This is a genomic window from Aerococcus sanguinicola (assembly GCF_001543145.1).
Taxonomy (GTDB): domain Bacteria; phylum Bacillota; class Bacilli; order Lactobacillales; family Aerococcaceae; genus Aerococcus; species Aerococcus sanguinicola.
On record NZ_CP014160.1, the window covers coordinates 1,047,401 to 1,067,052 of the forward strand.

Genomic DNA, 19,652 nt, shown 5'->3' on the forward strand with positions numbered 1-19,652 from the left:
TCATTATCCATTCAAAAAATCCAGGTGCAAACAGACCGGCACCTGGATTTTTTGTGGGGATTACTGATTGTTTATAGTAGGCTTCTGGCTATCGATAGGAACTTCTTGGCTGGTCCCTTCTTGATTAGCTGCTTCTGGCTGACTGTTAGAGGAGGCTTCAGAGTCTGGCTTTGAGCTTGAAGCGCCGTCAGCATTATCTTCAACAATGGGTTGGGTTTGACCTGATTTGACTTCCTGGCTCTCTTGGCTAGCGGCAGGTTCTTCGGCTTCTTCTTCGCGGCTCACCTTATTACAGGCGACCAGGCTGACGAGAGAGGAGGCAGAGGCCTAGTTTCAATCGATTCTTCATATCTTTAACTCCTAATTTTTCTTTGTTTGTCGGGTTCACGCTTAGTCTATCACAGTTTTTTTATGAAGGGGAGGGGAAAGGGACATGTTTTTAATTTTCAAGTGGTCGATTTGTAAATCTTGGGTGAAGAAGGGCCAGCTATTTAGGGCATTATTGCTGGTTTTCTGTCTTTTTTGCGATCTTTTAAGTATTCTTTCCTTTACAAGGGCGAGAAGCGAGCAACTTGCTTTTTTTGCTAGCTTTTATGGTGGAAAGATTTACGTATCGAAAAAGAAAGGTCAAGCCTCTCGATAAAGGGCTTGACTTCGAAGTTTAAGCCAATCCCGATGCTTTGGCGAAGCTTGAAAGGGGCGATAAGCTGACCAATCTTTACAGAGGCTCGCCAAGAGCATTTGAAGACAAGAAAGAGATTTCTTATACTGAAGGCGCAATGAGCTCTCGGAGGCGCGCTAGCTTGGATGATCCGTTGGCCGGACTTATTGTAGCCTTTCTTACAAGAAGTAAGATGTTTGCTTTTGAACTTGTCATAAAGATGATAGAATAGAAGTTAAGAACATTGAATACTACTTGTAATCCAGAGAAGGGTGGTAAGTGCATGTTGAAGATTTACAACACCTTAACCAATCAAAAAGAAGAATTTAAAGCCATTGAAGAGGGCAAGATTTCCATGTATGTGTGTGGACCAACTGTCTACAATTATATTCATATTGGGAATGCCCGCAGTGTCGTTGCCTTTGATACCATCCGCCGTTATTTCTTATACCGCGGCTATGACGTTAACTTTGTGTCCAACTTTACAGATGTTGACGACAAGATCATCAACCGGGCCAATGAAGAAGGCATTAGTGCCAAGGAAGTGGCGGATAAGTACATTGAAGCCTACTATGCCGACACCGATGCCCTCAATGTGATGCGGGCGACCCGCAATACCCGGGTGGTGGAGACCATGGACGATATTATTGCCTTCGTGGAAGACCTGATCGCTAAGGGCTTTGCCTATGAGCTCGATGGCGATGTCTACTATCGGGCCCGCCGTTTCGACCACTATGGCTGCCTGTCTGACCAGTCCATTGATGACTTGCGCGAGGGGGCCAGCGAACGGGTAGGGATCGATTCCCAGGCCAAGAAGGAAGACAGTGTGGACTTTGCCCTGTGGAAGGCGGCTAAGCCAGGCGAACCTTCTTGGGAATCGCCTTGGGGCCAAGGCCGTCCAGGCTGGCATATCGAATGCTCGGTCATGGCAACCAAGTATTTGGCCGATACCATTGACATCCACGGCGGGGGCCATGACTTGATCTTCCCCCACCACGAGAATGAAATTGCCCAGTCGGAAGCTAAGACGGGCCAGCCTTTTGCCCATTATTGGATGCATAATGGTTTTGTGACGATTGGTGATGATGGTGAGAAGATGAGTAAATCCCTAGGGAACTTCGTCTTGGCGCACGATTTAATTGAGAAGGTGGATCCACAAGTCATCCGCTTCTTCCTATCCAGCGCCCACTACCGCAGTCCCCTTAAATTCAGCGAGTCAAGTCTTGACGATGCACGGAAGAATTTAGAACATCTCCGGATTGCTTATCAGAATATCAACTACCGCCTAAAGGATGCGGTTGACCAGCTGGCTGATGATGATGTGGCCTTGGTCAAGCGCGACCAGTTCCAGGTGGACTTTATCGAGGCCATGGATGATGACATTAATGCGCCGAATGGCTTGACGGTAATCTATCAATTGATGCGGGAGATCAACCGTTACTTAGAAGCAGACCAAGTATCTAAAGTAGTGCTTGAAGCCTACCGCGACCTCTATCTCGAATTCTTAGGGATCTTCGGGGTGACCTTCACTGAAGACAAGGAACTCTTGGATGATGATATCCAGGCCCTGATTGAGGAACGTGACCAGGCCCGGGCTAACAAGGATTATGCCCGCAGTGATGCCATCCGCGACCAGTTAAAGGCAGAAGGGATCATCCTAGACGATACCCCTCAAGGCACCCGCTGGAGAAGAAGTGAGTAGATGAAGGACCAAGCGATCAAACAACTGAGTGGCTTGCCCCTGGCCTATATGGGGGATGCCGCTTGGGAAATCTGTGTCCGTCAGACCTTACTGGAACGCGGGCTCACCCGGCCTAAAGACCTCCACCGAGAGGCTACTGCCTATGTGAGTGCACGCGGCCAAGCCCAGGCCATGGAGGTCCTACTTGAAGGTGACCGCTTGACTGAGGAAGAGATCCGCATTTATAAGCGGGGACGGAATGCCTCCCCCCATACGTCAGCCAAGAATGCCAGCAAGCAGGACTACCGGGTGGCGACGGGTTTTGAAGCCTTGATGGGTTACTTGTACCTGATCCAGCCCCAGGGACGTTTTGAAGACTTGAGCCAGGAATGTCTGGCGATTATAGAGGAGCGAATTGACCATGAAAGAAAGTAAAAGTTCCGACCAAGATTTTGTGATAGGCTTCCATAGCGGCATGGAGGTCTTGGAACACTCGGACCGGGACGTCAACAAGGTCTTTATCCAAAAAGGCCTCCAAGACAAACGCCGCCAGCAGATTGTCCGCGCCTGTAAGAAGGAAGGGGTGACCTTCCAGGAGGTGCCCAAGGCCAAGCTGGACCAGCTGAGTGATGGGGGCAACCACCAAGGCCTAGTAGTGGCAGTAGCTGCCTACCAATATGCCAGCCTGGAAGACCTCTTCCAGCGGGCCCGCGACCGGGAAGAAGACCCTTTCTTCTTAATGTTAGATGGGATTGAAGATCCCCACAATTTGGGCTCGATCTTGCGGACAGCGGATGCGGTCGGCTGCCACGGCCTGATTATTCCAGAGCGCCGGGCAGTGGGTCTGACCCAGACGGTGGCTAAGACCTCTACCGGGGCGATTGAGCATGTGCCCGTTGCCCGGGTGACCAATCTCTCCCAGTGTGTCCGCCAGTTGAAGGAGGCGGGCGTCTGGGTCTTCGGGACCGACATGAAGGGGCAGAACTATTGGCAGATGGATGCCACCCTGCCTTTAGCCCTGGTGATTGGTAACGAAGGCAAGGGTATTTCGCCTGGCCTCAAGAAACACTTGGACGGCACGCTTGCCATCCCTATGCGCGGCCATGTTCAGAGCCTGAATGCTAGTGTGGCTGCTGCCCTCTTAATGTACCAAGTCTACGCCAAACGTTCTTAACCTGATAGAGGAGGTCAGTATGAAGCGAAACCGATTAATTGTCGATGGTTATAATATGATTGGCTCCTGGCCTCCACTCAAACGGCTCAAGGACCAAGATCAGATCGAGGAGGCCCGGGACCTCTTACTGGAACTCTTGTCTAACTATGCCGCCTACCATAACTACGAGACCTGGGTTGTCTTCGATGCCATGTTCGTTCCCGGCCTCTCCCAGACCTATGACCAGTACAAGCTTCATGTGGTCTATACCGCTGAGAAGGAGACGGCCGATGCCTATATTGAGGCCATGATGGATGAGATGGTGGGAGTCTTGCGCAATGTGACCGTTGCGACCAGTGACTTGGCGGAGCAGCGGATGGTCTTCCAGAAGGGAGCCCTGCGCAAGTCCGCCAACGAACTCTGGCACGACATCCAAAAGACCCAGCTCGACATTAGCCAGGGCGATGAGAACTATGATCCCAACGCCTACCGGCGGATGGTGCCCTGGTCCTACCAACAGATGCGCGACTTGAAGTCTCTCTTAGAGGACCTCTCCAAATAATTTCTTCTGATAAGTAATCCTGCCTAATACTAGGGAGGATACCATGACCACTTGGAAGAACCGTGCTGCTAATGACCATAAACTTTGCCAGGCTGCTAGCCAGGGCCAGGAAGAAGCCTTCAGCGAACTCTACTGGCTCTACCGCCCCTTGATGGGTTACTTCTATCCCCGGGTGCGCGGCTATATGGACTATGATGACTTTCTCCAGGAAGCGGGAAGCCAGCTCTTTGAATGCGTCAACCGCTACCAGGCGGGCGAAGCCGGACAAGCGAGCTTCTACACCTTCTATGCCAACTGCCTGCAGTATTTAATTTGTAATATCTACCGCCACTACCAAACAGAGAAGCGGCGGATGCCCGATCCCTCGGTGTCCATTAACTGCCCCGTCGCTCAACTGGAAGACCAATTGGCCGCCTATGCCCATATCGACCACGATCCCCAAGCTGCTTATGCCTTTCATTATTATCTCGATTGTTTTGAGAGTGCCTTGTCCCCCATGGAGCGGGCCGTCCTAGCAGCTTACTTGGAAGGCCTGGACTGGCAAAACATCGGTAAGCAGCTCGGCATCGGGACGAAGTCTAGCCGTACGGCCTTCTACCGGGCCAAGTCCAAATTGGTCCAGCTCATTAAGGAAAATAAGCCTTGACCACTGACCAATCAAGTTTGACAAAAGCTCCAAAAATCGTTACTATAACCAAGTATATGAAATAAGATAGAAATGGGGCAGCAGTATGGCAACCAAAAAAATTATACTCGCATGCTCAAAGTGTGGCTCCCGTAACTATACAGTGAAGAGCAATCCAGCCAACCGGACAGAACGACTCGAAGTCAAAAAATTCTGCCGCCACTGCAAGGGCCATACTTTGCACCAACAAACCAAGTAAGACAAGAGAGTGTGACAAAAGTCGGCCAGCTCTGGACCAGTGGAATAAACGCCAGAGCTGACTTTTGGAGCAGGTTTAGAAAAATAATTATTTATCAAAGAATAACTGGAGCTTTTGTCCCAGTTAACAAGTAAGATAAGAGAGGAAGCAGAAGATGAGTTTTATCAAAGGAGTCTTTCATGAAATGCGTATGGTTGAATGGCCGTCTGGCAAACAACTCATGCGCGACACAGGAATCGTCTTAATCACCATCCTCATCGCCGCCATCTACCTCGGCGTTGTCGATGAACTAGTCACCATGCTCTTCGGTTGGTTCATTCAATTGTAATAAGGGTGTGAGGGCTGGCGGTTAGCTTTCGTTCACTGGAGCAAGTCACCAAAGCAGTCTGAAAGACTAAAGGGTGTGAAGGCTAGCGGTAGAAATAGGGCTCTGGAGCCAAAAACCAGAGAAGACTGAAGGTCTTCGGCGGATTTTGGTGAAGAGGAACTATTTCTGCTAGCCTAAACCCGACTGCGTCGGAGACTTGTGAAGTGACACGAAAGCTGCCAGACCGAACCCGACTATACAGGGTGTGAGAGGATGCGGTAGAAAGGGACCTCTGGAGTAAAAGACTAGAGAAGGCTGAAAGCCTTCGACAGTCTTTTGCGAAGAGGAGCCCTTTCTGCATCCTCGAACCCGACTAACCAGGGTGAGTGCAAGACCAGCTATTTATAATGGCGTTCCCAATAGACATTGAACACCAGCACACCGTTAAGCGGTAGGCTGGTGTTTTTATTAGAATGAATTTGTAAAGAAAAGAGCACATTATAAAGAGCACACTATATTGTTTACCAATATAGTGTGCTCTTAAGCGTTCGATGCTAAAAAGTCTTTGTGTACTTAATAATATTATTTTAAATCTTATCAGAATTGTTCTTTGCTTGTTCTTTAGCTTCTTGGATATCTTTCGTCCAAGCTTTATGTGAAATAAAACCTAAAAATCCACCTAAAAGCGTTGAGCCTAAAACACCTAGCGTGTCTTTAAAGCCTAAAGTAACTAATAAAATCATTGGCATGACAATTCCCATAGTTCTAGAAATTTGTTTCTTTTTCATAATTATCCCTTTCAAGTTGACGATACATTTATAAGTGCATGCGAAAGTTTAAGATTCTAGATCCATACTGAACGTTTAAAAAGTAATATTACTCCTAACTAATTTTTATATAGTGCTGTGAATTACACATTTATCCTAGCATATGAGTAAAAGGTCTTCAATTGATAGCTGTTAGCAATTATATCTTAAACGTATTTTGATGAAATGATTTTCGAATAGAGGTGAAAGTTCTGATGAGCATTTATGGTCTATTGGCATTTTATTTATTGGAAGTTTTTGTCCTATACCATCAATTTAGGACCATCAAAAGGACTAGGATCAAAGAAACATATAGCCGACCTGTAAAGCTTACTTACTATATAATCGGCCTTTGCTTTTTGATTTTCGGCCTATCGATCAGTCTATCTCTTAGTCAGCTAGGCCTATTTATTGGCCTCGGAATAATCTTCTGTCTAGCACCGCAGACGACAGGTTTGGGTGACCATGCTTATTACCACCGAGTTAAACTTGTTGGCTTTGCTGGGCTCACAGCAAAAGAGCAAGCATATACAGAAGTGGTCAATTGTCAACTGACTAGGCAAGGGGATGGCTTGGTGGTCGTCTTTAGCCACAAATTCCATCGCAATGAAATGACCTTCTCGTTAGAAGACCAGGAAGCTGTTAAGAGCTTGCTATTGTTAAACTTACAGTTATTGTAATCTGTAGTAAGCAGATAAAAACCATGTGCATTAAAAAATACACATGGTACAAAATAATTGTTTGATTAATTAATTTAGTTATAGAGACAATTAAACTTTCTAATTTTTAGCTATAGCTTTATATAGAGGTGTTATTATTGCTTATTTGAAATATTAAAGAAACTTCTTAACAATAAGCCTATAATTAATCCTACGATAAAAATTAAAATGTTTTGAACCATCTTATTATCTTTCATCTCATTTCACCTCATCTTAATTTTTTTCAACTACTAACTACAGATTTATCTTTAAATTAACAAAAAAACAATATCTTTCAAGAGATAAGGCTCTACACCTCGATAAAAAACTACAAAAGAACTTAGATAGTAAAATTATTCTAGAAGAATAAAAAAGTCACTTGTGTTACGGTAATTTTTCAAAAATCAGAATTAGAACTCAAGTCTTACATATTAAAATTGCTTGCCCTAATTTGACAATTCCGAGATTATGATGTAAATATATATGTCCGTGATAACTTATGATCGGGACGTAGGTTAATTAAAGGGGGCATTAGTAGAATGATAGATATTTACATTTGTATGAGTGATTCACCCGAGCTCAAACAATTCAAGGATTGTATATTAAATTATATAATGATCAATAATTATGACATGCAAGTCAGTTTAGCAACAGATAATTATTCTAAACTTTTGTGCCATCAAACAGAAAATAAAAATAAGTTAACTTTATTTTTCCTAGATATTCATTCCTGTAGTCAGCATAATGGAATTGAAGTTGCGTCAAAAATAAAAAAATCCAATCCCTTAGCCTCTATCGTATTTATTAGTAGACGCAGCGAGATGATGTCTATGACTTTTCAATATGCAATTGAGCCTTTAGATTTTATAGTATATGGATCGAATTTGAATGTAGAGGAGCGAATCAGAAATGCTTTAGATGCAGTGTATCAAAAGTATAGCAATTTAAATGATAAAATAGGGACGTATTCAATTTCTATAAAAAATAAGGTTAAAGTATTTGATATTAATAAAATTATATATTTTGAAAGTTCCTCAAAAGTACATCGAGTTATTTTGCACTATCAAGGTGGGAACATTGAATATTATGATCAATTAAAAACTATTGAACAAGCAAACACCTTATTTTTTAGGTGCCATCAATCATTTATTGTGAATATCAATCAAATTAAGGAAATTGATAAGAAAAGGAAAATTATCGTGTTAAATAATGGAGAAACATGTCCGGTTTCTAGTCGGAAGTTAAATGATTTATTGACTTTATTGAAATAGTTTTACCGAATATCAAACGAAAATTATGTTTATATTATTTTTAGGCTACGCTTATTACCTCTAAAGCACTGAATTGTACTAGTCTCCACAACAAACTAAAAATTTATTATAGAATAACAATTGTGATAAAAATTATATATATTGGAGGCTATTATGAAGAAAATTAAATATTCAATTCGAAAGCTTAGTGTCGGTACTGCTTCTGTTGCTATTTGTGCTCTTATAGCAGGTATGCTTACTTATGTTCAGGGTGCAGAAATTACACCAGAAGAAAATTTAGTTACTGTTAATGAATTGGAAAATACAGATAAAGAAAGAGTAGATATTCAAAACACAGATGAATCTTTAGGATTAGAAAATAATATTACAGATATTCGTGAGGAATCTAACTTGGATAGTTTGAGTGATACAAGCACTGGTAATCATGTAGAGTCCAAGGTATTGAATTCAGATAAAAAGAATAAAGATTTCCAAAAAGAAGAAAATGCAAATTCACAGGAAAAAATGCAGTCTAAGGAAGTAGAGGAAGAGCTTACAAATAATGGAGTAGAATCGGATTCTATGGTTTCAGGAGAAGATCATGGAAATTATCAAGAAGAACTTGAAATAAATGATCTTCCATCTGAACTTGAAAATATATATTCAAATAAACAAGTTGCCGAAAAACAAATTGACACTGATACTCTTGATGACGAGACTTTAAACGAAAATGGTCAAGCAAGTGAACAAACTTCAAAAGAAGATTTAGAGTTAGATTTTAATCAGTTTGAAAGATACTACGCACCGGTTATGTTAATGAGCAATACAGGCGGAGCTAGTATTAGTACAAGAGGTCTGACTACCGCTCAAATTAACTTTTTGAATTCTTTAAAATCAGGTGCAATTGAAAGTTGGAGAAAATATGGTGTATTACCCTCTATTGTAGCAGCCCAAGGCATTATTGAAAGTGGGTGGGGAGGTTCTGATCTAGCGACAAAAGGTAAAAATTTATTTGGTATTAAAGCAACAGGTAATGAACCATACATCTTAATGCCAACTAGAGAAGAAACTCCAAATGGTGATATTTATATCAATGCTAAGTTTAGAAAGTATAATAGTTGGGCTGATAGTATTGAAGATCATGGTAAGTTCTTAGCAGAAAACTCTAGATATAGAAGTTTATTAGGTGAAAAAGATTATGTTAAAGTAGCTAATATTTTACAAAATGTTGGTTACGCAACAGATTCTAGATATGCTAATAGTTTAATTGGGGTTATTCAAAGCTATAATTTATTTGCCTGGGATCAGGAAGCTATTAGTGGCTATACAGGAGGAACTACAACTCCAGTAACGCCTGAACCCGAACCAAGTAATGGAAATACTTATACGGTGAAAGCTGGTGACTCGTTATGGGGGATTGGTCAAAAATTTGGAGTAAGTGTTGATCAATTGAAGTCATGGAATAATTTAGGAACTAATTATATGTTGCATCCAGGTGATCAATTAATAGTGAGTGCATCTACAGGAGAGGATACAACTCCAACGCCTAAGCCAACACCAACTAAAGAGAAGACCTATACTGTAAAAGCCGGGGATTCTCTGTGGGGAATTAGTCAGAAATTTGGAGTAAGTGTTGACCAATTAAAAGAGTGGAATAATTTGGGATCCAATTATATGCTTCATCCAGGTGATCAATTATTAGTAAGTGCATCTACAGGAGGAACTGCGACTCCAGCACCTGAACCAACACCAACTAATGGGAAAACATATACAGTAAAAGCTGGAGATTCTCTGTGGGGAATTAGTCAAAGATTTGGAGTAAGTGTTGACCAACTAAAATCATGGAATAATTTAGGTGCTAATTATATGTTACATCCTGGAGACCAACTACTGGTAAGTGCATCTACAGGAGGCAATGCAGACTCAATAACTCGTCCAAGCAGCACTAAAACATATACAGTAAAAGCTGGAGATTCACTATGGGGAATTAGTCAAAGATTTGGAGTAAGTATTGATCAAGTAAAATCATGGAATAATTTAGGAGCTAACTATATGCTTCATCCAGGCGATCAATTGATTATTAAGTAATTTAAGTAAAATTACTAAAATAACTTTGCTTTAATTTAAGGGTTCGAAGTGATAGTATGTCTATAGACTATATCTGATATAGAGGAGGATGTATAATGAAAAAGAGCTTAGTAAAAAAAGCGACAATTGGTTTATCTTTAGCTTCTATACTACTGGCTGGTAATCTGTTGTTAGACCATACCGTTAAAGCTCAAGAAATGACAACAAATTATATTAATTATGAATTACAACAAGGGGACTATCTTTATAAAATTGGTAAAAAGTTTGGTGTCTCTGTAGATGAATTAATGCAATGGAATAACTTAAAAGCGGGTTACATGCTTCACCCTGGGGATGTCCTAAGAGTCGAGACTTCTAGCATCAGTCAACCAAATTCAACCTATACTGTCCAACAAGGGGACTATCTTTATAAGATTGCTAAGAAATTTGGAGTGACGGTTAACGATTTAAAACAATGGAATAACCTAGGGCGCATCTATATGCTCCATCCTGGGGACCAGTTGCTGATCAAAGCGACACAAAGTAATAATGCTTCATCGAATCCAACATCAGGATCTTATATTCCTGAGCCTAAGATGGTCCCAACGCATATGTCAGCTTACAGTGTGAGACCAGGAGATTCACTCTGGAGTATTTCTAGACGTTTTGGAGTAACCATGAATAATTTGATGCAATGGAATAATTTGGCAAGTGGTATGATGCTTCATCCCAATGATACCTTAATGGTCAAAGTCGATGAATTGTCTTGGACGACAAATAGTGACAACACAGAAGAACTCATTTCTGTTGCCTTCAATAAGATTCAAGCACAAAATGGCGGCAAATTTACAGCGCCTAATTACACCTATACTGGGGACCGTGTTGATGAGAATACGGTAGAAGTTAAGATTTTTGACAACCATGCGGAACGAATGACTTTAAATTCGGTTTACCAGTACAATAAGGCTACTAATCAGGTGGAAAAACAATTGCCTGGAAGTAATTAATTTTAAGACTAGGTTGATCTAAGCTATCCTTACTGGAGATTAGCCGAGCAAAAATAATGATCATGTCTTATTCAGCCAGCAAAAACTGCCTCATCAGGTTTTGCTGGCTTTTTTTTTGTGTAAAAAATATTGGCCAATTTCTCCTCTATCTATTGTGCATTACAAGCTAGCGTGCTATACTTTAGTTGGAGCTAGTGTGTAATACAAGATAGTGAGGTGTGGAGATGAATAGTCAGTTAAAGAAGGGGGTTTTGGAGATGATGGTTCTCCACCAGCTGGCCCAGCGAGATTGTTATGGTTATGAATTAGTCCAGGAGATCTCGAAGCATATCCAGATGAGTGAAGGAACAGTCTATCCCTTGCTCCGACGTTTGAAGAAGGAAGGGCTCCTGACCACCTACATGCAGGAATCGGAGTCGGGGCCCGCGCGGAAGTATTATGAATTGACGGCTGAAGGCGCCCAGGCCCTCCAAGCCCAGCGCTTGGAATGGGAGACCTTTGCCGCTAAGGTGACTGCCTTTTTAGGAGGGGAATCAGAATGAGACAAGAAGAATTTTTGGACCTGTTGACCTATTACTTGAGGCGGCTGCCGGATTCTGTGATTGCCGATATCCGCCAAGATTACATGGAACACTATGCGATGGGCCTGGCCCAGGGGAAGACGGAGGAAGAGATCAGTCAGGAATTGGGCTCACCGCGAGAGATTGCGATTGACTACCTGGATAATGAACGGGTCTTTATCGATGATGAGGGGGCTCTGGCGGTCAATGAAAGTCAGAAGCCACGAACCGTGCACTGGTTCTGGAAGCTCGTCCTATTCCTTATCGCCCTGCCTTTTATCCTGGCCTTACTGTCAGTGATTGTCTCGATTGTTGCCAGTGTCGTGAGCGTCTGGCTGGGGGTCATTCTGACGGTGGCTGTGCTCGGGGGCTCGGTCCTGGTCAGTGTCTTTCGCCCGGACCTCTTCAATAATGGGGTCGTTAATATTGGTTTAGTCAATGACCTAAGCCTGCTGACCAAGATCTGTCTGGCGATTTTCTTGATTTGTTTGACCCTACTATTGATCTATTCCTTGTATGCAGCCATTCGCTGGGGCATCCGGGGGCTGATGAACGCCTGGTATGCCTTCCAATGGCGTCGTAAGAGAGGTGCTTACTAATGAAGAAGAGAATCTTATGGGGAATTGCCTTGACTGGCATCCTCGCTTTAGCGATTGGGACCCTGTCTTTCTTTATCAGTGACTATGACCAAGTGGCCGCTGAGATCGACCGCTTCTACCAAGAAGAAATAGTCGACCACCGTCAAACCATCTATGATGAAGATTTAGCTGATGGGGTCAAAAGCCTTGAAGTCAAGGATTCCACGGATGCGAGAATCCATGTCCAAGAAGCAGCGGACTACCGGGTCCAAGTCAAAGACCTGCCGGAAGCGGGGAGCGATGTGGTCCAGTATGAGGACGGTAAGCTGACCATCCAAGCGCATCCTGAAGAGCGGAGCTATCCCTTAGAGGTGACCCTCTATGGCCCTAACTTTTCCGAGACGACGGTTAAACTGCATGCACCCTATCTGGCCTTGGATAGCCAGGTCAGCTTGGCAAACCTAGCCCTGGAAGCCGATGAGGCAGAGCTTGACTTAAGGGGCGAGCATTCCTATCCCATGCAAATAAAGGCTGGCTATGTCCATGGCGACATGGACTTTGACCAGAATGACCTCGCTTTTGCGGTCTTGGAAGGTCAGTTAGGCTTTAGTTTAAATGGGGGCACGATGAACTTCTTACCTGCGGGCGACCAAGGCCAGATCTCCTATAAGTTGGGCAAGGGCGACCAGGACGTTCAGCTCCGGGTGAACTACTCGGCCATAGATGTCACGACGACGAACTAAGGGGGTGGCTGTCATGAAGAAAGGCGTTCGACCAGTTATCTTGGGAGTGTTAGCGTTGGGTTTGATCTTTTATGCCTGCCAGTCCATCCGCGTCTTGCCTGTGCTCCCTAGCCCCAACCGGTCTTCTTACATAAAGATTGAGCGGGGTGACCGGGGACAGCTGGGACCGCGCTTCCAGATACAGGTTTACCTATCCAGTCTGTCAAATTCTTTTGAATTAGCGCCTTAGCTATGGTACAATAAAGGAGGAAAATTTCGTCAAAAAACCTTAAAAAACCTTCTCCTGGGGGGGAGGTTTTTTATTCAGATAAAATTTAGAAAAAGGAGCGCGTCATAATGGTAGAAACAGTTGAAAGTGCCAAGCAATGGTATGTCCTCCATACTTATTCAGGCTATGAAAATAAGGTAAGGGAAGACTTGGAAATGCGGATCACCTCGATGGGGATGGAAGACTACATCTTCCGCGCCGTGGTGCCAGAAACCGAACATGTGGAAGAAACCAAGACTGGTAAGCAGAAGGTTGTTAAGGATAAGATCTTCCCAGGCTATGTCTTCGTTGAAATGATTATGTCAGACGAGGCCTGGTTCGTGGTTCGGAACACGCCGAACGTTACCGGCTTCCTAGGCTCGCACGGTCAAGGGTCCAAACCAACCCCTCTCTTAGATGATGAAGTCCACCGCCTCCTCCGCTCCCAGGGTGAAGTGGTTAAACGGGACATCCACTTCGAAGTGGGCGAAATGGTCCGCGTTATCGACGGTGCCTTTGATGGCTTGGAAGGTCGGATTGAAGCTATTGAAGAAGACCAAGAGAAGCTCAAGGTTGTCGTTGAAATGTTCGGCCGTGAAACCGTAGCAGAAGTTGACTTTGACCAAGTGGATAAATTGTAAGGATGACAGTAAGAAAACTTGTTAGATATTAAAACAGCTATAGCGAGGAATATGCTCCCTTAGAGTAAATATATAAGCCATGTTCAATTTGTTCATGGCTTTTTTTTTAAGCTAAATTGCATCTATGAGCATCCGTTACGCTTTGAGTGTGGTCGTTCAATTTTAGAGGGTCAAGAACGGCTGACGCCGTTTTGTACTATATCCGTAAGTCCCTTACGCTCCAACGGCTATAGCAGCACCAGCTCGAGCCAAGGTCTCTCGCCTAGCGAGCCTTCAAACGGCTAGTACGGCTAATCGCCTACTATCCGTAATTCACATCGCTTGCTTGTTCATGGCTAACGACCACAATCAAAGCTTCACTCCTGCTCATATTCATGCACAGCACTTAGCTATAGGACTGGAATTGATAATGAACAGACCTTTTAAATTACTTGGGAAGCCTTGAGCCTGTATCGACTTTGCCACGCTTAATATTATCATTTTCAATACTTGCTTGAGTCATCAAACTCTTAAGCGAAATCTCTAAAATACTGATATAAATGCACTTTTCTTCTTAAAAGTAGACATAATGTGCAATATTAGAAGACATAAAAAATACCCCCTCAAAGTAAATTTTTTTATTTACTCTAAGGGAGCATTAAACTAGAGCTTAGGATTGATTTTTATTTATTCTTTTCCCTTGCTTGAAGGGTCAAGGAGCCCCTTTTTTTGCTTTTGCGAGGGGCAAATGCTATAAAGGAGGGAAGGGAGGTGGTTAAGTGGCTAATATGAAGCGGAAGTCTTATGAGATGGAGCCGCAGACGGAAGAGGATATTGTGGTTAAGTTAGGTCCTCTGCGTCTATATTTCCAGAACGTTTATACTATTATTTCACTGCTCAACGATATCTTTACGGGGAGCTTGTATTTCATTGGGAGTATTTGCAATTTCGTCGGAGCACCGGCAATCTACGGGAACACCCTCTATCTGATCGGCGGGTTCTCCTTCGTTATGCGCCCGATCATTAAACTTATCCATAATATCCATATCTACAACCAGGACCCCAGCAAGCGCCGCCGGGATGAGGCCAATCTCGATAAGAAGAAATTATTCCAAATTAAATACAGTCAAAAAGGTGACCAACAAGATGGCGACTACCTAGGCGACGCCTACAACCATGAATATTACGAAGCAGACGACAAGCACCAGGACTAATGCAGGTTGGGGCTTTGGAGGATAAAGCAGCTATTAGCGAAAAAAAGTTAATAGCTGCTTTTTCTTTTAAATATTAAATCGTAATATTTACGATTTGTCTTGACAAGTCGGATTCTTCCCGGTATATTTTATATCGTAATCGTTACGATTTAAAGGAGGATTTATTCAATGTTTCAAAAAGGAAAAGGGGCCGCTTTACTGGTCGGCCTCGTGACCCTCATCTTATTGGCCCTCAGCGGCTGTCAGAAGGGTGCAGATGCGAAGTCAGGCCAGGGGATGCGGGTCGTGACGAGTTTTTATCCCATCTATGCCCTGACTAAGGAGGTGAGCGGAGACCTCAACGATGTCCGCATGATCCAGTCGGGAGCAGGCATCCACTCTTTTGAACCTTCAGCTAGCGACCTGGCGGCGATTGAGGGGGCGGATCTTTTTATCTACCATTCACCGACCTTGGAGGGTTGGGCCAAGAATATTCAAGGTAAGGATGTGGTGGAAGCTTCAGCCGGCTTAGACCTGCAGAAGGTACCGGGCCTTGAAGACATGCCCCTTGAAGAAGGGATGGACCAGGCGAAGCTCTACGATCCCCATTCCTGGCTAGATCCTATCCTGGCTGGCCAAGAGGCTCAAAATATCGCCAAGGCCCTATCGGAGAGGGACCCCGCTAATCGAGCGACCTACCAGGCCAATGCGGATAAGTTTCAAGCCCAGGCGGAAGCCCTGGTTGAAAAATATCAGCCCAAGTTCAAGGCGGCTAAGCAAAAGACCTTTGTTACCCAGCATACGGCCTTTTCTTATTTGGCCCAGCGCTTTGGCCTTAAGCAATTAGGGATTGCAGGGATTTCTCCCGATGCGGAACCCAGCCCCCAACAATTAGCTGAAATCAAAGAATTTATCGACCGCTACCAGGTGGAGACGATTTTTACGGAAGAGAAGGCCTCGCCTAAGCTGGCCCAAGTTCTCGCGGAAGAGACGGGGGCTGAGATTAAGACCCTACGCCCCCTAGAAGCTGACCCTCAAAATGATCTGACCTTCTTGGAAAACCTGGAAGCAGATCTCAAGATCCTCTTAGAAGAATTAGAATAAGGAGATTATTAATGGAGAAAAAAACACTCAAACAAGTTATCCTCGGCGCTACGACCTCTGCCCTCCTCCTCGGGGGCGCTTATTATTGGGGCTATAGCCAGGGCAATCAAACGGAAGCCAAGGATTCTAAGATTGCCTATGTCGATGGCCAAGGTGCCAAGACCAATGACCACCAGGACAAGACCCCTGACCAAGTGTCTGCTGAAGAAGGCATTGACGCGGAACAGATTGTCGTTAAGATTACCGACGATGGCTATGTCACTTCCCACGGCGACCACTACCACTATTACAACGGCAAGGTCCCCTTCGACGCGATTATTAGCGAAGACTTGGTCATGAAGGATCCTAACTATCGCTTGGAGCAAAAAGATATCATTAACGAGGTCAAGGATGGTTATATCATCAAGGTCGATGGCAAGTATTACCTCTACCTCAAGGATCCTAAGAAAGCGGTCAATGTTCGGACCAAGGAAGAGATTGCTGAGCAGAAGAAGTTGCACCATGTGAAGGAAGCAGGCGGGGCAGAGCCAATGAGTCAGTCCGCTAAGCAGGCGATCTCCCAAGCCAAAGCCCAGGGACGCTATACGACAGATGATGGCTATGTCTTCACGGTGGGCTCGATTGTGAGCGATGCAGGGGATGCCTACATCTGTGCCCATGGCGACCACTTCCACTATGTTCCCAAGGCCGACCTCTCCCCAGCGGAACGGGCAGCGGCAGTCGCCTATTTATCCGGTGGCGGTCGGGCAAGCGGTGGCAGAGGCGGGTCCATGGCCCCAGCTTTTAATAGTGGCAACCAGCTGCCCCTGCAGACTATCAAACAAAGTTATCCGAATGCACCTAGCTCTCATCAAGGCGGCTACCAGGACAACTTGCAGGGCCTTCTAAAGCAGGTCTACGCCCAGCCTAAGAGCCAGCGCCATGTCGAAGCGGACGGCTTGGTTTTTGATCCTGCCAAGGTGACCCAGAAGAATGCTTTTGGCTACGTGATGCCCCATGGTGACCACTACCATATCATTCCAGCTCACCAACTTTCGGAATTAGAGCGGCGGGCCGCGGATGCTTACTTGAACCAGTCCAATGCCCCTGGCCAGGCTAGACCGAGCCAGACCCAGGAATCTAAACCGGTAGCCCCTAAGAAGCAGGAAGCCCCAGGCAAGGGCCTCATCAAGCAAGAGCCAAGTTCCCACAAGGACCGGCCTTATACAACGGACGATGGCTATGTCTTTAAGGCGACGGATATTATTGCGGATGAAGGGGATGTCTATGTGGTTCCCCACGGCAGTCACTTCCACGCCATCCCTAAGGCTGACTTATCGGCGAAAGAACTAGCTGCTGCCAAGCGCTACTGGCAAGGCCAAAGTCAGGCGCAACCATCGACGCCAGCTAAAGTGGCAAGCAAAGCAGACCAGCGACCAAGTGGGAAAGCTAAGCCTCAAGTTCCGGCTAAGAAAGTTCAAAGTCAAAGCCATCAGAAAGAAAATACAAAAACTCACGCTTCTGAGCAAAAACTTGAGGACCTAAGCCTCAGCCAACTTCTCCGTAAGCTCTATGCGCTGCCTCAGAGTCAACGCCATGTGGAGAGCGACGGCTTGGTCTTCGATCCGGCCAAGGTCACTAAGAAGAATGCTTTTGGTTATGTGATGCCCCATGGCGACCACTACCATATTATTCCGACCCAGCAGCTCTCGGACTTGGAACGCCTAGCTGCTGACCGCTACCTAGCCTCAGGTCGAGCTGATCAAGCAGACCAGGCCAAAGAGGAAGCAGTTAAGAAGACGAGCGAAAAGAAAGATAGTCATAGCGCTAAAGACCCATCAGCTGCGAAAGACAAAGAAAAACAAAGAGGCAAAGCTCTGCCCGACTGGTGCCTACCGTTCAGCGAATTCAAGGGTAACCTCCAATATGCGGACAAGGAAATTGAACCGGGCCGCTTCCGGATTCCACACCACGACCACTACCACTATGCCGACCGTGCCTTCTTGAATGTCTGGTTTGACAATGACCAAGACAAGGTCGACCGGGCCATCAAGACCGTGCGCTTCCTGATCGCCAATCCCGAATACCGGCCCGCTGAGAAAGATGGCTGGGGTGCGGATGTGGAAGGCCAGCAAGAAGCGGCGAAAGTCGAAGACAAAGGGCACAAGGTCCGCTTCAATGGCAAAGACTACCAGGCTTTTGGCAAGGGGCTGGATGGCAAGCCTTATACGACCGATGATGGCTATACTTTCTCCAAAGCTTCTATTAGTGAAGTGACTAAGGACAGCGTGATTGCCAAGCACGGCGACCACTACCATGTCTTTGAATTCGGGGAATTAGAACAAGACGAACTCCGTCAGGTGGAAGCCTGGATGAAAGAGCAAGGACTTAAAGTAGAAGAAACGGTTAAAGAAGATGAGACGAGTGAAGCAGCGGCTTCCGATGAGAGCCTCGAAGCGGCTCCCCTAGCTGGCTATTCCTTTAAGGCAGAGGATGTCCAATCCCGCTTCGGCAAGGGCTATATCTTCAGCGTTCAGGGGCAAAATGTCTATATGACCAAGTACAATCCGGCTTCTGGTCGTTCGAAGAAGGCGACTGAATTGGACGCTGACCAAGTGGCAGCCGTTGAAGCTGTCCTCAACCAACGGCAAGCAGATAAAAAAGCTGCTGAGCTAAAAGAAAATGTAGCGCCCCAAGATAAGGAAGCAGTGGAAAGTAAGGCGTCAGCGGAAAGTGAGACCACCGCAAGTTCAACGCCTTCTCAAGCATCTAAAGAGGAAGTCCGTCTTCCAGCTGCTAGCGAGGCAGAAGGTGAAGAGGAGCCGCTAGCGACGGGCCAGGATCGTCCAAGTCAGCCAGAATTGGCGGCTGATCCAGCCTAGGTCCTAGCAAATTTCGAAAATTAAAATTCGCCCTTGCTTTTTGGATTGAACTATGGTTTAATATGGTATTGTGTGCAAACACAATAAGTGGGAGGAGAAATCTAACTACAACTCCATTAAACCACTCGCGAACAGAACAAGGAGGAATGTTTCGTGGCTAAGAATGTAGAAACTGTTGTTAAATTACAAATTGAAGCTGGTCAAGCAAGTCCAGCTCCTCCAGTAGGTCCTGCTTTAGGGCAAGCTGGTATTAATATCATGGGCTTCTGTAAAGAGTTCAATGCACGTACTGCGGATCAAGCAGGCTATGTAATCCCTGTTGTGATCACTGTTTACGAAGATCGCTCATTTGACTTTATTACTAAGACACCACCTGCAGCTGTCTTACTTAAGAAAGCCGCTGGCGTGGAAAAAGGTTCTGGTGAACCTAACAAGAATAAAGTAGCAAGTGTCACTCGCGATCAAGTACGTGAAATTGCAGAAACCAAGACACCAGACTTAAATGCTGCTGATGTTGAAGCTGCTATGCGTATGGTTGAGGGTACTGCACGTTCAATGGGGATCACTGTCGAAGACTAGTCGACCCGCTGAACGAACAGAATCAATAATCAAACGCCACAACATCTAGGTGTTGTGCGTGGGAGGAATATCCGTTAAAACCACATAGGAG

21 protein-coding genes are annotated in these 19,652 nt (G+C 45.0%); 19 read left to right on the forward strand and 2 right to left on the reverse strand.

The window, feature by feature from the left end; all coding sequences use genetic code 11:
• Nucleotides 1-60: 60 nt before the first annotated feature.
• On the reverse strand, nucleotides 61-285 hold the full coding sequence (locus AWM72_RS04655; RefSeq protein WP_067973965.1) for a hypothetical protein: 225 nt from the start codon (nucleotides 283-285) through the stop codon (nucleotides 61-63).
• 659 nt (nucleotides 286-944) lie between these two features.
• Between AWM72_RS04655 and cysS the strand changes: the two genes are divergently transcribed.
• The 7 genes from cysS to secE all read left to right on the forward strand — a co-directional run bounded on the left by cysS (nucleotide 945) and on the right by secE (nucleotide 5,269).
• Nucleotides 945-2,363 carry a cysteine--tRNA ligase gene (cysS, locus tag AWM72_RS04665; protein ID WP_067973973.1) on the forward strand — a complete coding sequence of 473 codons (1,419 nt, stop codon included), beginning with the start codon at nucleotides 945-947 and terminating at the stop codon, nucleotides 2,361-2,363.
• A complete protein-coding gene (locus tag AWM72_RS04670) occupies nucleotides 2,364-2,777 on the forward strand; it encodes a Mini-ribonuclease 3 (RefSeq protein WP_067973980.1) in 414 nt (137 codons plus the stop codon).
• The gene (gene rlmB / locus AWM72_RS04675) at nucleotides 2,764-3,516 is read left to right on the forward strand and encodes a 23S rRNA (guanosine(2251)-2'-O)-methyltransferase RlmB (protein ID WP_067973983.1); all 753 of its coding nucleotides are present in this window, start codon (nucleotides 2,764-2,766) and stop codon (nucleotides 3,514-3,516) included. Before AWM72_RS04670 ends, rlmB begins: the two co-directional genes overlap by 14 nt.
• Before the next feature lie 19 nt (nucleotides 3,517-3,535).
• Complete coding sequence (locus AWM72_RS04680; RefSeq protein WP_067973986.1) at nucleotides 3,536-4,057, forward strand: NYN domain-containing protein; 522 nt, start codon at nucleotides 3,536-3,538, stop codon at nucleotides 4,055-4,057.
• 43 nt (nucleotides 4,058-4,100) lie between these two features.
• Nucleotides 4,101-4,703, forward strand: coding sequence for an RNA polymerase sigma factor (locus AWM72_RS04685; protein WP_067973989.1), 603 nt, complete (start codon nucleotides 4,101-4,103; stop codon nucleotides 4,701-4,703).
• 85 nt (nucleotides 4,704-4,788) lie between these two features.
• Nucleotides 4,789-4,941: a 50S ribosomal protein L33 gene (gene rpmG, locus AWM72_RS09205; RefSeq protein ID WP_083272431.1), complete on the forward strand. Its 153-nt coding sequence runs from the start codon at nucleotides 4,789-4,791 to the stop codon at nucleotides 4,939-4,941.
• 154 nt (nucleotides 4,942-5,095) lie between these two features.
• Nucleotides 5,096-5,269: a preprotein translocase subunit SecE gene (secE, locus tag AWM72_RS04690; protein WP_067973991.1), complete on the forward strand. Its 174-nt coding sequence runs from the start codon at nucleotides 5,096-5,098 to the stop codon at nucleotides 5,267-5,269.
• 566 nt (nucleotides 5,270-5,835) lie between these two features.
• Here secE and AWM72_RS04695 read toward each other — a convergent pair.
• Entirely contained in the window at nucleotides 5,836-6,036 is a 201-nt protein-coding gene (locus AWM72_RS04695; RefSeq protein WP_067973994.1) for a hypothetical protein, read from the reverse strand.
• A gap of 1,255 nt (nucleotides 6,037-7,291) precedes the next feature.
• On the opposite strand from AWM72_RS04695, the gene AWM72_RS04705 reads away from it, so the two are divergent.
• The 12 genes from AWM72_RS04705 to rplK all read left to right on the forward strand — a co-directional run bounded on the left by AWM72_RS04705 (nucleotide 7,292) and on the right by rplK (nucleotide 19,561).
• Nucleotides 7,292-8,023 (forward strand): LytR/AlgR family response regulator transcription factor, encoded by a 732-nt coding sequence (locus tag AWM72_RS04705; protein WP_067974001.1) that lies wholly within the window; start codon nucleotides 7,292-7,294, stop codon nucleotides 8,021-8,023.
• Between the two features lie 153 nt (nucleotides 8,024-8,176).
• The gene (locus AWM72_RS04710) at nucleotides 8,177-10,090 is read left to right on the forward strand and encodes a LysM peptidoglycan-binding domain-containing protein (RefSeq protein ID WP_067974004.1); all 1,914 of its coding nucleotides are present in this window, start codon (nucleotides 8,177-8,179) and stop codon (nucleotides 10,088-10,090) included.
• Nucleotides 10,091-10,185: 95 nt separating this feature from the next.
• Complete coding sequence (locus tag AWM72_RS04715; RefSeq protein ID WP_067974008.1) at nucleotides 10,186-11,076, forward strand: LysM peptidoglycan-binding domain-containing protein; 891 nt, start codon at nucleotides 10,186-10,188, stop codon at nucleotides 11,074-11,076.
• Nucleotides 11,077-11,300: 224 nt separating this feature from the next.
• Entirely contained in the window at nucleotides 11,301-11,618 is a 318-nt protein-coding gene (locus AWM72_RS04720; protein WP_067974013.1) for a PadR family transcriptional regulator, read from the forward strand.
• Complete coding sequence (locus AWM72_RS04725; RefSeq protein ID WP_067974016.1) at nucleotides 11,615-12,235, forward strand: DUF1700 domain-containing protein; 621 nt, start codon at nucleotides 11,615-11,617, stop codon at nucleotides 12,233-12,235. The genes AWM72_RS04720 and AWM72_RS04725 overlap by 4 nt, the downstream gene beginning before the upstream one ends.
• The gene (locus tag AWM72_RS04730; protein ID WP_067974019.1) at nucleotides 12,235-12,957 is read left to right on the forward strand and encodes a hypothetical protein; all 723 of its coding nucleotides are present in this window, start codon (nucleotides 12,235-12,237) and stop codon (nucleotides 12,955-12,957) included. Before AWM72_RS04725 ends, AWM72_RS04730 begins: the two co-directional genes overlap by 1 nt.
• A 13-nt stretch (nucleotides 12,958-12,970) precedes the next feature.
• On the forward strand, nucleotides 12,971-13,186 hold the full coding sequence (locus tag AWM72_RS04735; protein WP_067974023.1) for a hypothetical protein: 216 nt from the start codon (nucleotides 12,971-12,973) through the stop codon (nucleotides 13,184-13,186).
• Between the two features lie 107 nt (nucleotides 13,187-13,293).
• A complete protein-coding gene (nusG, locus tag AWM72_RS04740; protein WP_067974026.1) occupies nucleotides 13,294-13,845 on the forward strand; it encodes a transcription termination/antitermination protein NusG in 552 nt (183 codons plus the stop codon).
• 767 nt (nucleotides 13,846-14,612) lie between these two features.
• Nucleotides 14,613-15,038, forward strand: a complete 426-nt coding sequence (locus tag AWM72_RS04745) for a YrhK family protein (protein WP_230080810.1) — start codon at nucleotides 14,613-14,615, stop codon at nucleotides 15,036-15,038.
• A 168-nt stretch (nucleotides 15,039-15,206) separates the two neighbouring features.
• Nucleotides 15,207-16,121: a metal ABC transporter solute-binding protein, Zn/Mn family gene (locus AWM72_RS04750; RefSeq protein WP_067974033.1), complete on the forward strand. Its 915-nt coding sequence runs from the start codon at nucleotides 15,207-15,209 to the stop codon at nucleotides 16,119-16,121.
• Between the two features lie 11 nt (nucleotides 16,122-16,132).
• Nucleotides 16,133-18,982 carry a pneumococcal-type histidine triad protein gene (locus AWM72_RS09640; protein WP_067974036.1) on the forward strand — a complete coding sequence of 950 codons (2,850 nt, stop codon included), beginning with the start codon at nucleotides 16,133-16,135 and terminating at the stop codon, nucleotides 18,980-18,982.
• A gap of 153 nt (nucleotides 18,983-19,135) precedes the next feature.
• Nucleotides 19,136-19,561, forward strand: coding sequence for a 50S ribosomal protein L11 (gene rplK / locus AWM72_RS04760; protein WP_067974040.1), 426 nt, complete (start codon nucleotides 19,136-19,138; stop codon nucleotides 19,559-19,561).
• Nucleotides 19,562-19,652: the final 91 nt, after the last annotated feature.